The organism is Yersinia kristensenii (assembly GCF_900460525.1).
Lineage (GTDB): Bacteria > Pseudomonadota > Gammaproteobacteria > Enterobacterales > Enterobacteriaceae > Yersinia > Yersinia kristensenii.
The window spans coordinates 2,895,794-2,910,161 of sequence record NZ_UHIY01000001.1; the positions used below are offsets into that span (position 1 = coordinate 2,895,794).

Consider the following 14,368-nt stretch of genomic DNA (forward strand, 5'->3'; position numbering starts at 1 on the left):
AGACGAATGTGGTAAAATAGTTTATTAATCCAGATCAAGCTTATTGCGGGTTAATATATATTTGTTCATTTCAATACCTTAAAGTAGTTATCATCCATTTTTTGGGCTTAATTACTTTGGGTATATATGGATAGCGCAAAAAAATTACCCCGTCCTACATTGGCTCAAGTCTGGCAAGACACATTGTTCACAGTATCGAAAAAGTTATTATTACTGCGGGATATAACCGATTTAGTTAATGAACTCAGGAAACTCTCTTTTTCTGTCATTCGTTTCCAGCGAGTCAATTTATTACTACTTAACCCCTTGTATAACCAAATGACCCTCTATACCCATGATGATGTATCTCACACCATTGTGGCGTCGCAAAATATTTTATTTGCTGAAGGCCCCGGTGGGCTGGCATGGCAGCAACAGACGCCTTTGCAAACTGACCATCACCGTATGCAAAGGGAGTTTTCTGCTGTTTGTGATTTAGCGCCGTATCAGGAATTACATTCTGGCTGCCACTTTCCTTTGGGCCACGATAACCACTGCTCGGGATGTGTTGAGTTTATTAAAACTGATAACAGCCAGTTTGATGAACAAGCTATTACCTTTCTGGAACTATTGGCTGAGGTAGTGGCCATTGCGGTGGACAATATTACGGAGATAAACCGGGCATTTTCTGAACGCGAACGGTTACGCTTTGAACGGGATCATTTCCGGATATTAGTTGATGTTACCAATACAGTTATTTCTAAACTGGAGTTGGATGTATTAGCGGCAGAAGTCTCGAAAGAGATACATCGCTTTTTCAATATTGACTACATCAGTTTAGCAATCTGTGGCACCCACCATGACAAAAATAAATTGAATGTTTTTTCTACCCGCTATCAGTCCGGTAAAGCGGTGCAGCATCAGCAATCCTGGGTAGATATAACAGGTACATTAGCCGGGCAGGTTTTACACAGTCGGGAATTATTACTGGTCAATCTGGCGGATATTGCTCTCTTGGCTCCGGATGATAAGCAACTGGCAAATATGCTGGACACTGGTTTACAGGCAGTTTGTCTGTTACCTCTATTTTTCGGTCATAAGATGTTGGGCGTATTAAAACTCGCACAATGTCAGAGTGATATTTTCACTGACAGTAACCTCAAATTGCTGCGACAAATAGCCGCGCGAATTGCTATCGCAGTCGATAATGCCCTGGCTTACAACGAAATTACGCGTTTGAAAGATTCACTGGTAAATGAAAACCTCTATTTGACTGACCAGATTATTCATAATGAAGAGTTTGGTGAAATCATCGGCCAAAGCGCCGCTATTCAAGCAGTGCTGGAGCAGGTTGAAATGGTGGCCTCCAGTGATTGTACCGTATTGATTCTAGGTGAAACGGGTACCGGTAAAGAGTTAATTGCTCGCGCTATCCATAATTTGAGCACCCGTAAGAATAAACGCATGGTGAAAATGAACTGTGCGGCCATCCCCTCCGGATTAATGGAGAGTGACTTATTTGGTCATGAAAAAGGAGCTTATACCGGTGCGTCATCACAGCGTATTGGCCGATTTGAAATGGCGGATGGCGGTACGTTATTTCTCGATGAGGTCGGTGATATTCCTCTTGAACTACAACCGAAACTCCTGCGGGTACTACAAGAGCGCGAAATAGAGCGATTGGGGGGCAGTAAAATTATTCCGGTTGATGTGCGGCTCATTGCCGCAACCAACCGCGATTTAAAAGCGATGATGGTGAATCGGGAATACCGCAGTGACCTCTATTATCGGCTTAATGTCTTCCCAATTGTGATTCCACCTTTGCGTGAACGCCCAGAAGATATTCCTTTACTGGTGAAATTCTTTACTCAGAAAATAGCTAAACGTATGAACCGCACTATTGATACCATTCCGGGTGAGACATTGCGTTTGCTCAGTCGGTTACCTTGGCCGGGTAATATTCGTGAACTGGAAAATGTGATTGAGCGGGCGGTGATCCTCAGCCGTGGTACCACGTTAAATTTGCAGTTACAAGAACTGGAATATCATTTATCGCCATTAGAAGTTGCCAAACCGGTGTCTGAAAAGGTTATTCACAAAGCTTTATTACCTGAGAGCGAAGAGCCGGAATTTTCAGAATCCGAACGTGCGCGGATTATTCGGGTATTACGGGAAACCAATGGCGTGGTTGCCGGGCCGAAAGGTGCAGCAATTAAACTGGGGCTAAAACGCACTACGTTGTTATCCCGCATGCAGCGGCTAGGAATATCAGTAAAAAGCATCGAAGATGAAGATGGAATGGAGTAGCTTATATAATTATTTTCTTTGTTCTGGTTTATATTCTATTTGCGTAAGCAGCAGAGTTGAACCAAGGGGAAACACGCCGTTGGGGTCGTCAGCGGCGTAAGCCGCCGAAGTGCCCCTAGGCGTGGTCAACCCTTGGCCCACTGCGCTTTATTCTTAGAGCATTAGCTGTCGAGTCAGTACATGACGGTGGCGAGCACTGCGTAAACCCAGAATGGCAAAGCGCAGTAGCCGTTAGTCTATTAATTTACTTCGGCTTCTCGACGTAACCGCGCCTTCAACTGGCTATACTCTTGCTGCACGTAGTTTTCCGCCCAAGTTTGATCCGCAATGGCCTCCAGTTTCACCGCACAATACTTATATTCCGGCGTCTTGGATATCGGGTCCAGATGGTCCAGTGTCAGTTCATTACAAGCACCAATCCACCACTGATAAGTCATATATACCGCACCAACATTGATACGTTCACTGACTGATACACGAGTAATAACCTTACCGCGCCGCGATTCAACCCACACTAACTGTTGGTCTTGCAAGTGCATTTTATCAGCATCCTGCGGGCTGATTTGCACATAACCCGGTTCGTCGGCCAGTGTCTGTAATGCAGAGCAATTACCGGTCATTGAGCGGCAGGAGTAGTGGCCGACCTCACGTACGGTACACAGCACCAGCGGATAGTTCTCATCTACCAGTTCCATTGGCGCACGCCATTCACTGGCAAATAACAATCCTTTACCGCCAGGGCGGTCGAATTTATTACCGGCATATAACCACGGCGTACCGGGGCTGTCTTCAGTGGTACAAGGCCATGGAATATAGCCTAAACCAGCCATTTTTTCGTAAGTTGCGCCGTAATACAGTGGGCATAGCTCGCGCAGTTCGTCCCAAATCTCTTTCGTATTGTTGTATTTCATCGGATAGCCGAGGGCCGTAGCCATTAGGCTGATAATTTCCCAATCCGGTTTGACGTCACCTTGGGGTTCTACTGCTTTTTCAAAGCGTTGGAAACCACGGTCGGCGGCAGAATAAACGCCTTCATGTTCACCCCACGATGTTGCAGGGAAAATGACGTCCGCTTCGGCGGCCGTTTTCGTCATAAAGATGTCCTGCACAATCAGTAATTCCAATTCGCTGAAGGCTTCGCGCATCATCGAAAGGTCGGGTTCAGTTTGCAGCGGATCTTCACCCATCACATAGTTGGCTTTGATTTTTCCTTCTTTAACCTTGTGCGGAACATCGGTCAGCGAGTAACCAATTTTGTTGGAAAGCGAAGGAACTCCCCAGGCTTTGGCAAATTTTTCCAGTGTCGCTGGGTCAGTAACGGCTTGATAACCGGGGTACATATTGGGCAATGCACCCATATCGCAGGCACCTTGCACGTTATTTTGCCCACGCACTGGGCCAACACCTACATTCGGACGGCCTAAGTTGCCCGTCAGTAATGCCAATCCAGATAATCCCTTAACAACATCGACGCCCTGACCCCATTGGGTGACTCCCATGCCCCACAAAATGGTGGCAGAGGGCGCGGCTGCATAGATGCGCATTGCTGCGCGGATGCTTTGTGCTGGCAAGCCAGTGATGCTTTCGACATATTCCGGCGTGTATTTGGCGACAATTTCGCGATATTCATCAAAACCTTCGGTATAACGCGAAACATAGTCTTTATCATATAGTTCTTCAGTTATCAGCACATTGGCGAATGCATTTACCAGCGCCATATTGGAGCCGTTTTTCAATGGCAGCCACAGGTCGGCAATACGCGCGGTTTCAATATGGCGAGGATCGCAAACAATGACTTTAGCGCCTTTTTCTTTGGCTTTGAGAATGCGGCGGGCCACGATAGGGTGAGAATCCGCGGCGTTATAGCCAAACACTAAAATGCATTTGGTATCTTCAATCTCGCAGATGGAATTACTCATCGCGCCGTTACCCAGCGTGACTTGCAGACCCGCCACTGATGGGCCGTGACACACGCGAGCACAGCAGTCAATGTTGTTGCTGCCAGTGACGGCGCGGGCAAATTTTTGCATCACATAGTTGGTTTCATTGCCCGGCCCGCGGGAAGAACCGGTGTGCATAATGGCTTCTGGGCCATATTTTTCTTTAATCGCGCGCAATTTACTGCTGGCGAACTCGATAGCTTCATCCCAGGAAACGGCTTCCAGCTTGCCGCCTTTTTGACGACGAATCATCGGTTGTTTTAAGCGCGGCGTCAGTAGCTTAGTATCATTGAGAAAATCCCAACCATAATAGCCTTTCAGGCAAAGTTCGCCTTGGTTGGTGACGCCATTTGCCCCTTCCGCGCCGACAACTTTGCCGTTTTCGACCAGTAAATTTATTTTGCAGCCGGAGCCGCAATAAGGGCAGACAGTGAGTGCCTTGTGCATTTTTTCATCTCCTTGGCTTTTAGGCTGACTAAAAGTTCATCTCGTTGGCTTCATCCAATGCAGCACGCATCTGTTTCTTGCGTAGCATGGCTTGCAGAGTGTCACGGCCAATCAGGTGTAGCGCCTGAGTGGGACACACTGAGATACAGGCTGGGCCGGCGGCGCGACCTTCACATAAATCACACTTTTGAGCTTCAGCTTTCAGGCAAAAGCCCTGCGAGAGGCCGTTGAACATCACTTCGACCTGTTTGGTCACCACATTCATGGCACCGTAAGGGCAAGCAACGACGCAGGTTTTGCAGCCAATGCATTTTTCTTGCAACACCTGAATGCTGTCTGCTGCCCGCACAATCGCGCCGTTCGGACAAACATTGGCACAAGGTGCATCTTCACAGTGGCGGCACATAATGGTGGTACTGACATTCATTCCTTTGACCACTTTCAACCGGGGGGCGAAATTGGCTTTGGTCAGGGTGTCCAGTTTGCCGCCATTGTGTGCCAGCACGCAGGCAACCTCACAGGTGCGGCAGCCAATACACTTTTTTGGATCGGCGATGATGAACCGGTTCATTGCTTTCTCTCCTTCCCCTTCATCTTTCAAGTTACAGATGTGTTGGCTACGCTTAATCACCCGAATCACTGACTTGAGTCAGCTCATCGGGATTCACTCCCTTGCCGCCTTCCTGCAACTTGAAAGCTATTGGGCATAAATTGAGTGGTTCTGGCAGATTCACGTTTTGATCAGTCAATCTGGCTCATTACCATACATATTGCATGGTTTATGCCAAGTTGAAGATATTGGGTGGGAGTTAATCAATCTAATTGTTTTAAAAGGATTTATTGGTTTTTGTTGAGGGAGGACAACGGATTAAAAACTGTCGGCAGATGTGACGTCGGCAAATTTGACGACATCACACCGTCACTCAATTACAGGTGACTAAACCCGCCGTCACCCTGCCAATGGGGCAATTGCTGGTACACAATCTCGACAGCCTGTTTGACAATGTCGGTCATCGGGAAGTAGAACGCCACCAGGGTGGGCTGGATACCGACGAAGATAACTTCGCTGATATCTTCCTTGAGTTGATCAATCAGAAAATTGAGCGGTAAATTATGCGTGCTCATGATGAACATCTCGGCAATTCGCTCCGGGTCAATAATACGAATCTCACCCGGCGGCAGTTCCATATCGGCGGCATCAACGATAATCAGGCGCTTGGGTTGCAAAGCACGGACACGATGCACCACATTTTCCGGTGCTGAGCCGCCGTCGATAACTTGCCAGTCAGCTAAGGGTTGCTGGGTCATGCGCTCGGCTAGCAGCGGGCCGGCCCCGTCATCTCCCATCATGCTATTGCCGACGGTTAACACTAAATTTGTGATGGGATGTTGATGATTCATGGGCGGCGTTTCACCATTAAGTAAATGGCCGGTTCCTGCTCAATATCGTACAGGGTTTGCAGCAGTTGTTGGCTCCATTGCGGATGCAGCGAAGCAGAGTCTTCAGCCAGTGGCGCAAAGGCTTGGGCCAGTAATTGGGTATGTGTGCTATCGATGGTGATTTCACCAAATTTCAGCAAACCAGCCATTTTGCGGCGAGCTTCACCTTCGGGCAACTGACTGAACCACTGTTCATACTCATTTAGCGGGCATTCCATAATGGCTTTTAAGCAATCAATGACACCGACATGGTGGCCAATAGCCAGCGAGTAATACATCACTTGCTGCGCTTGCTCGGGCATGTCCTCATCACTGTCGAGGAACTTCTGGTTCAGCACATAAAAAATGACTTTAGCGGTCATCAATACGTCCTCCCGCCAGTTGCAGCAGGGTTATCTGTTGCAGGCTGGCAAATATCTCACTTAGGCGCGGATCATCTTGCTGGCGGAGATAATACTGGCAGCGCTGTTCCAGCCCTTGCAGCGGTTGATTGACCAGCAGTGATAAGAAACTGTCGGTAATTTCTCGCCCCTGATGATAACCGGCCATGCGGCGGGCCTCGCGCTCTAACAATACTCGCAGCGTGAGTGGTGCATCTGGGTGGATCAGTGCCACGCGTTCGTCGGCGGCTTCTTGGTGATCCTCAGCTTTGAGTTTTTGCTCCAGTAATCCCAGCGCCACTGCAAAGCCATAAATAGTCGCGGCGGGAGTGGGAGGGCAGCCGGGGATATAAACATCAATCGGCACGATGGTGTCGCTGCCACCCCAGACACAATACAAATCGTGGAAGATGCCACCGCCGCAGCCACAAGCGCCATAAGAGACACAGATTTTAGGATCTGGGGCAGATTCATAAGCCCGTAAGGCCGGTGTCCGCATGGCGCGAGTGACTGCACCGGTAAACAGTAAAATGTCGGCGTGACGGGGCGAGGCGACCACTTTGATACCAAAACGCTCGGTGTCGAATACCGGCGTAATCGAGGAGAAAATCTCGATTTCACAGCCATTACAGCCGCCGCAGTCTACCCGATACACATATGCCGAGCGTTTGATATCTTTGAGTAATTTACTTTTTAACTGGGCGATAGAAGAGTCAAGTGCCACTGGCTGACTCACGTGATGCCCCCAGGCCGGTTTTAATGAATGTGGCTGGCTCATGAGTTGATCCCCTCATTGCGGTGCTGATTGAGCATCACATTATGCTGACTAACAATATTCTGTTTCCGTTTGCACTCCGGGCAGGTTTCAAAATGAGGCCGCTGTTGTTCGACATCTTCAGCGCTCATTCCGGAGTGAATCAGCAGCGCCATGACGTAATCGACCTCTTTTTTCGGGGCAAAGGGTTTCTGGCACTGCTGGCAATGGGCGAGAGTAAAACTGGCGCGCTGATATAAATCGGCTTTATTGAACACGGCCAACTCAAATTCTTGCGATAACACAATGGCGCGAGTCGGGCAGACTTCCTCACAGCGGCCACAAAAAATGCAGCGCCCCAAGAACAGCTGCCATTGGCGAGTCCCCTTGATAATATCGGTTTCCATGGTCAGTGCATTGGCGGGGCAGGCCATAGTACAAGCCCCGCAGGCGATACACTGCTCAGCATCATATTGCGGCTTGCCACGGAATCCATGACTGACCTCAAGCGGCTTAAACGGGTATTTCACCGTGGTATCGCCGACTTTCAGGAGGGTTTTAAACAGTTTAAACATTCTTCATCCCTCTATTTGAGCGGCGAATGGGTGCGCTCAATGCCATAGCGTTCGATCTCTTTGTACGGCACGGTGACGGATTTTTGCTTGCGCACATCCACCAATGTCACCCGGTCGGTGCAGGAGTAGCAGGGATCGAGGCTGCCAATAATCAGCGGCGCGTCCGAAACTGTGTTGCCGCGCAGCATATAGCGCAGCACCGGCCAATTGGCGTAAGTGGCGGCACGGCAGCGCCAGCGGAACAGCTTTTGATTGTCGCCGGTCATGCTCCAGTGGACATCTTCACCACGCGGGGCCTCTGAAAAACCGAGCGCAAATTTATACGGTTGATAGTGGACTTTCTCCTCCAGCAGCGGCCCGCCCGGCATATGGTTCAACCCGTATTCAATCATCACCAGCGAGTCGAAGAATTCTCGCACCCGCACCAGCAGGCGCGAATGCACGTCGCAGCCATCCAGACTAAACAGCTCTTTAGGGACATTGGCGTAGTTGGCATAAGGGTGGTCATGGCGCATATCGCGCGCATAGCCACTGGCACGGATCATCGGGCCGACCGGGCTGAAATCACGAGCGATTTTGCGATCCAGCAAGCCAACACCCACTGTGCGTTGCTCAATATTGGCGGTGCTCATCAGCATATCCACCAGCTCACTGATATCAGCGCGCATCTCTGAGACCAATTGCAGCGTTTTAATGCGGTCGGCTTTCAGAATATCGCGCCGCACCCCGCCAATCAGATTCAGACCATAGGTTTTACGTGCGCCGGTGAGCATCTCGGCGATGGTCATGGCTTTTTCGCGCACCCGGAAAAATTGCATAAAGCCGGTATCAAAGCCGACAAAGTGGCAGGACAAGCCGATATTGAGCAGATGACTGTGCAGCCGCTCCACTTCCAGCAAAATGGTGCGGATCATCTGCGCCCGTGGTGGCACGATAATGCCGAGCGCATTCTCAATTGACGAGGTATAAGCCACACTGTGGGTGAAGCCGCAAATACCGCAGATGCGATCCGAAAGAAAAGTGACGTCGTTGTAGCCCATGCGCGTTTCAGCCAGTTTTTCCATGCCGCGGTGGACATAAAACAGGCGATAATCAGCGTCGATAATGTCTTCGCCGTCGACGAACAGCCGAAAGTGACCCGGTTCATCGGAGGTAATATGCATCGGGCCGATAGGCACCACCCGGCTGCTGCTGCCCGCTTCGTTTTCAAACTGATAAGTTTCAGTGTTGCTGGTGGGCGTTGGGCGCTGGCGGTAATCCATGGTGTCTTTGCGCAGTGGATAGAGGTCGTCCGGCCAATCATCGGGCAGCACTAAGCGGCGTTCATCAGGCAAACCGACAGGTTGCAGGCCGTACATATCGCGCACTTCGCGCTCACCCCAGACGGCTGCCGGAACTCGTGGTGTCACGGACGGGAACTCGGGCCGTTCGGGGCTAATCAGCGCTTTGACAATCACCCAGCACTTATCGCCATACTTTTTACCCGTATCAATGCCGTATTGTTCGCGGCCTTCCATTGACAGCACATAGTAGATGGCAAAATAGCCATTCAAACTGCGCTCGTCATTACCGAATAGCACTGACAGCCAACCACCTTGTTGATAATAAAGGTGTTCAACCACATCCGGCAGGCTGTTCAGCTTAATGGTAATCGTCAGTTGGTCTGGGGTTTGCCACTCTTCATCAAGGATTGCCGCTGGAAATTGTTCCCGCAGGCGGGCCACATAAACTGCGCCCAGTTTTTCACCGCTATGTGGCGGTTGCCCTGAAACCGGAATGGCTGAAATAGGGGTTTCGTGAGTCACGTTACATCTCCTGACGAGTCGGGGTGAGTTGTACAACGGTATGGTTTTGTGCAACGGATGGAATGGGCGGAGTTATCACTTGTGGTGGAGATATCTGTTGCCACGGCAATATAAAGGGCTGCTGGGCGGGGTCACGACTGTCATTATTAAGGACAATCTGCGCCGCATCAGTCAGTAAGCGAGTGACTGGCGCGGGAATATGCACCCCAAGCAACAGCATCAGCAGCAATAAAATGGCCATCGGCGCAGTGGTCAGAATCCCCAACTCCCCTTTGCTCACGGCTTCCGGTGGGGTGCCCAGCACAGTGCTGGCTATCATGCGCACCAATCCAGCCAGTACCAGTGTTAGCAGCAATAGCAAGATAATCACTAAGGTGATATGACCGGCTTTAATCGCGGCAGCGACCACCATAAACTCACTGATGAACACATTAAAAGGTGGCATCCCGGCGAGCGCCAATGCCCCACCAGCCAGCATCACCGCCGTGAGCGGAGCGACGCGGATAATGCCCTTGATAGCGCCCATATCTCGCGTGCCGTATTTCAGTAGCACATTACCGGAACCGCAGAACAGTAAGGTTTTTGCCAGACTGTGATTCATGGTGTGGAACAGTGCGGCCAGCACACCCAATGGGCCGCCAATACCCAATGCCACGGCGATCAAGCCCATGTTTTCTACACTGGAATAGGCCAACAACCGTTTCATATCGCGCTGCGCCAGAATAAAGAAGGCGGAAACGGCAACCGACATCATGCCGAACACCAATAGCAACATTTGTGGGAAATGCGGCCCGATAGCGGCGCTGATAATGATGTAATAGCGAATGATCACCAGCAGCGCGCAGTTGAGTAATACCGCAGATAACAAGGCGCTGGTCGGGCTGGGGGCTTCGCTGTGGGCATCCGGCAGCCAGGAGTGCATTGGGAACAGGCCGGTTTTGGTGCCAAAGCCAATCAGGATAAAGACAAATGCCAAGTGCATCAGGCTAGGATCCAGCTCTTTGGCATGTTCGGCGACCGCCGTCCAGAAAATCGCACTGCTGGGGTCCGCCAGTACATTGGCCGCATTGGCATACACCAACACCGTGCCGTACAGCCCGAATGCCACCCCCACGGTACAGATGATAATGTACTTCCACGCCGCCTCCAGTGAGGAGCGCTGGCCGTACAATCCCACCAGAAAGGCCGAGCTGAGAGTGGTGGCTTCAATGCCGACCCACATCAGAATCAGGTTATTGCTGGTCACCACCAACAGCATGGTGAAGAGGAACAGATGGAAAAAGCCGTAATAATTGCATAGCGTGCTGACGGTGATTTCGCCATTATTCACTTCATGGCGCATATAGCCGAGGGAGTAAAGGCCAGTGATAAAACCAATAACCCCCAGAATAACGAGGAACAGCGCACTGAGGCTGTCAATATGCAGCCAGTGGTGAGCCGCCAGAATTTCCCCACCTACGGCCACCCGGCACACCACCGTCAAGGCCACTATCAGCAGTAAACTGATGCCCACAAAATGTACCCAGGTGGTTGCCATGCGGGCAGCACGGCCCAAAGCCCGGCAAGCAAATGCCAGCAGTGAGGTTATTAGAGGTATCGCCAGCAGTAACAGCAGCAGGTCAGTATGACTCATTTCATTACCCCTTTAGCGCCGTCAGTTGTTTAACATCCAGCGTGTGCAGCGTGCGGTAAATTTTGCGCGCCATTAACGTCATCACAATCACCGCAAAGATGGCATCGGTAGCCACGCCAATCTCGACCAACTCCGGTGCGCGGAAAGCCAGCAGTGCCAGCATCAGGTGAGCGCCATTTTCCATCAGACAGTAGCCGAAGATGTTTTTCAGAATATTGCGCTGGGTGACGATACACAGCAGGCCAATCAGGAAGTGCCCAAGTGACACCGCCAGCGCCGGTTTCAGCGCACTGACCATCGGCAATTGCACCGGCTCGACCACGAAGTAGCTCAGTAAAATGATAATGGCGGCGATAAATATCAGACTGGCAGTCCCTATCACACCGCCGTTGGCTTTGGGGTCTTCCATCTGGCGAAAGGCGCGGTACATGATCCATGGCACCAGGATCACCTTGGTGATAAAGGCGGTCAGCGACCACATATAGAGTTCGTGAGCACCGAGTGTTTCGGCCAGCACCAAGAAAATCAGCACCAAAACCAGTGATTGCACCGCATAAAACAGCGCCGAGGTGGCGGGCTTCTTCACGATAATTACCAGCAGCGAGGTAATAATCAGCAGCCCTGCAAGATTGTTGACAAGAAGTGTTCCGGTCATTATTTACTCCCTTATCCGAGCCAGGCGACGGCAATAAAGCTTGAGCACACAGACATAATCACCAGCACCACCAGCACGCCCTGCATGGCTAACGGCAGCGGTTTGGCACTGGCGACGGCTTCAGATGCTTTACCGGGCACGGTTTGCCCGAACCAATAGAGGAACCAGCCGAAGCTCGCCACTGACTCAATCAGTGCCAGCACTAACAGCGGTATCAGCAGCCAATGTTCGTGAGAAAGCGAGAAACCGGCGGCAAAAATGGGAAATTTGCTGAAGAAACCGTTAAACGGCGGCACCCCGGTAATCGCCAGTGCGGCGACACAAAAACCGACCCCCAGCAGTGGCATTTTGCCCATAATGCCTTTGAGTTTGGGCAACATGCGGGTACCGCAGCTGTAGCTCAGCGCCCCGGCGATCAGGAAGAACAGACTCTTGGCAAACGCGTGGTTGAAGATGTAGGCAATGCCGCCATCAAAGGCCAGTTTTGACCCATAGATAGCCAGAGACAGCGCGAAGAAAATATAAGACAACTGGGTGATGGTGGAGTAGGCCAGCAGCCGCTTCATATCTTTTTGCGGCAGATACATAAAGAAACCATAAATCAGAGTGATAACCGCCATCACCATGCCCACGGTGCCGATAATCTGCGGCACGTCACCGGCAGAATAAATGGCGCGGGCGAAGATATAGACCCCCACTTTGACCATTGACGCGGCATGCAGATAGGAACTGACTGGGGTCGGCGCTTCCATCGCGTCTGGCAACCAGATATGCAGTGGTAATTGGGCCGATTTCCCCCAAGCGGCAAACAGGATGCCGCCGAACACCATGATTTTGGTGGTGTGGTCCAGTTGCGCTAATGCGGTGAGGGCGAAAGTACCGGTATTGACCAATAACACTGCCGCCGCCAGATACAGGCCGATGGCCGCCACATGGGTAACCAGCAAGGCTTTTAGCGCCGAACGCAGTGACTTTTGACTTTGATAGTAGCCAATCAACCCCCACGAACAGCCGCCAGTGATTTCAAAGAAGAACAATTGACCCAGCAGGGTCGATGATAATACCAGCCCAGCCATCGCGCCGATAAATACCAGCAGCAGCGCATAGTAGCGGTTGGTGCCCTCGTGAGGATGCTCGCGGTTACCTAAGGTCAGATAACCGGTGGAATAGATGCTGACCAGCAGCCCGAGGAACACCACGGCAAAAGCTATCAAGGTGCTGATGCGGTCGATGGTCAGGCCGAACAGTGCCATATCACCGTAATGAATCAGATCAAAAGTGACATCAATTTTTCCGCCACTCAGATAGGCGTAAGCCAGCAGCACGGTGCCGAGGGTGGCCAGCAGTGAAAAGAAAGTGCAAGACCATTTCGCCCATTGCTGTGGCAAACAGGCCGTGAGGATGGCACCGGCAAATGGAACCAAAATAGTCGCAAGGGCGATATTCATTAGGGTGATATTCATAAGAGCCAGGTTCTCCATGATGGGTTTATTAGCTCCTTAAAGACCGGTGAGATAGAAAACCAGAGACAAGGCGGCGACGCCAAACCCCAGCCAGGTAACACGGGAGGTCAATAGGAAGCGCCCACGGGCAATACTGTTTTCCACCAGGGAGGCCAGCACAAACAGCACCACCAATTTGATAACACCGGCCACCAGCGCCCACAGCAAGCCCGGCCCACTCAGTGCTGCCAGTTTGCCAAAGGGAATAAACACGGCGAGGAAAAGCTGCGCCACCACCACCTGTTTCAGGCTAATACCCCATTTGACCAAGCCCAGTGAAGCGCCGGAATATTCAGTCAGCGGCCCTTCCTGTAGCTCTTGTTCTGCTTCGGCGACATCAAACGGGATTTTGCCCATCTCGATAAACACCGCAAAACCGCAGGCCAACAGCGCCAAAACTGTTGCGGTGGGTGACTGCCAGTGGCCGGTGGAGAGCGCGGTACTGATGGTGCCGATATTGGTGGAACCGGCAATCAGCCCCACCACCAGCAGTGACAGAATTAATGTTGGCTCGACCAATACGCCCAATGTTAATTCGCGGCTGGCCCCGATCCCCGCGAAGATACTGCCGCTATCCAGACCCGCCAGTGAGAAGAAGAAGCGGAACAGCGCGAACAGATACAACAGGGTTATCAGGTCGCCCGCCACACCAAAGGGGGAGGCCAGAGTGAAAATGGGCAATGTCATGGCAATCAACAACATGCTGCCCAGTAGTACATAGGGCATCAGGCGGAAAATAACCCCAGCATTGGCGGGGGCCACATCCTGGCGTTTCAGCAGTTTGGCTAAATCGCGATACTCTTGCAGGATGCCCGGCCCACGGCGTGAGTGCATTCGGGCTTTCACCATGCGCGAAATTCCCGCCATTAGCGGCGCCAGCGCCAGCATCAGCAGCGCTTGCCCGATGGCGAAAACCACCATAGAGACCGCGGGCATATCAGTAGTTGGCAT

Annotated in this window: 13 protein-coding genes; 1 reads left to right on the forward strand and 12 read right to left on the reverse strand. The window is 51.3% G+C overall.

Annotation, left to right across the window (positions count from 1 at the left end):
* Positions 1–126 precede the first annotated feature (126 nt).
* Entirely contained in the window at positions 127–2,286 is a 2,160-nt protein-coding gene (flhA, locus tag DX162_RS13220) for a formate hydrogenlyase transcriptional activator FlhA (protein ID WP_004388734.1), read from the forward strand.
* Positions 2,287–2,525: 239 nt separating this feature from the next.
* Here flhA and fdhF read toward each other — a convergent pair whose 3' ends face one another.
* From fdhF to DX162_RS13275, 12 genes are all read right to left on the reverse strand, one after another.
* On the reverse strand, positions 2,526–4,673 hold the full coding sequence (fdhF, locus tag DX162_RS13225; RefSeq protein ID WP_004388735.1) for a formate dehydrogenase subunit alpha: 2,148 nt from the start codon (positions 4,671–4,673) through the stop codon (positions 2,526–2,528).
* Between the two features lie 28 nt (positions 4,674–4,701).
* Positions 4,702–5,244 carry a 4Fe-4S binding protein gene (locus tag DX162_RS13230; RefSeq protein ID WP_032818988.1) on the reverse strand — a complete coding sequence of 181 codons (543 nt, stop codon included), beginning with the start codon at positions 5,242–5,244 and terminating at the stop codon, positions 4,702–4,704.
* 52 nt (positions 5,245–5,296) lie between these two features.
* On the reverse strand, positions 5,297–5,422 hold the full coding sequence (locus tag DX162_RS22765; protein ID WP_004388737.1) for a hypothetical protein: 126 nt from the start codon (positions 5,420–5,422) through the stop codon (positions 5,297–5,299).
* Positions 5,423–5,600: 178 nt separating this feature from the next.
* On the reverse strand, positions 5,601–6,074 hold the full coding sequence (gene hycI, locus DX162_RS13235; RefSeq protein WP_032818989.1) for a hydrogenase maturation peptidase HycI: 474 nt from the start codon (positions 6,072–6,074) through the stop codon (positions 5,601–5,603).
* The gene (locus DX162_RS13240) at positions 6,071–6,475 is read right to left on the reverse strand and encodes a formate hydrogenlyase maturation HycH family protein (RefSeq protein ID WP_032818990.1); all 405 of its coding nucleotides are present in this window, start codon (positions 6,473–6,475) and stop codon (positions 6,071–6,073) included. Before DX162_RS13240 ends, hycI begins: the two co-directional genes overlap by 4 nt.
* On the reverse strand, positions 6,465–7,271 hold the full coding sequence (locus tag DX162_RS13245; protein WP_032818991.1) for an NADH-quinone oxidoreductase subunit B family protein: 807 nt from the start codon (positions 7,269–7,271) through the stop codon (positions 6,465–6,467). The genes DX162_RS13240 and DX162_RS13245 overlap by 11 nt, the downstream gene beginning before the upstream one ends.
* Complete coding sequence (hyfH, locus tag DX162_RS13250) at positions 7,268–7,822, reverse strand: hydrogenase 4 subunit H (RefSeq protein WP_004388742.1); 555 nt, start codon at positions 7,820–7,822, stop codon at positions 7,268–7,270. Before hyfH ends, DX162_RS13245 begins: the two co-directional genes overlap by 4 nt.
* Positions 7,823–7,833: 11 nt before the next feature.
* Positions 7,834–9,627 (reverse strand): hydrogenase large subunit, encoded by a 1,794-nt coding sequence (locus DX162_RS13255; protein WP_004388743.1) that lies wholly within the window; start codon positions 9,625–9,627, stop codon positions 7,834–7,836.
* 1 nt (position 9,628) lies between these two features.
* Positions 9,629–11,260 (reverse strand): hydrogenase 4 subunit F, encoded by a 1,632-nt coding sequence (locus tag DX162_RS13260; RefSeq protein WP_004388744.1) that lies wholly within the window; start codon positions 11,258–11,260, stop codon positions 9,629–9,631.
* A gap of 4 nt (positions 11,261–11,264) precedes the next feature.
* Positions 11,265–11,915, reverse strand: a complete 651-nt coding sequence (gene hyfE / locus DX162_RS13265) for a hydrogenase 4 membrane subunit (RefSeq protein WP_004388745.1) — start codon at positions 11,913–11,915, stop codon at positions 11,265–11,267.
* Positions 11,916–11,926: 11 nt separating this feature from the next.
* Positions 11,927–13,396 (reverse strand): hydrogenase 4 subunit D, encoded by a 1,470-nt coding sequence (locus DX162_RS13270; protein WP_032818992.1) that lies wholly within the window; start codon positions 13,394–13,396, stop codon positions 11,927–11,929.
* Positions 13,397–13,414: 18 nt separating this feature from the next.
* On the reverse strand, positions 13,415–14,368 hold the full coding sequence (locus tag DX162_RS13275) for a respiratory chain complex I subunit 1 family protein (protein WP_004388748.1): 954 nt from the start codon (positions 14,366–14,368) through the stop codon (positions 13,415–13,417).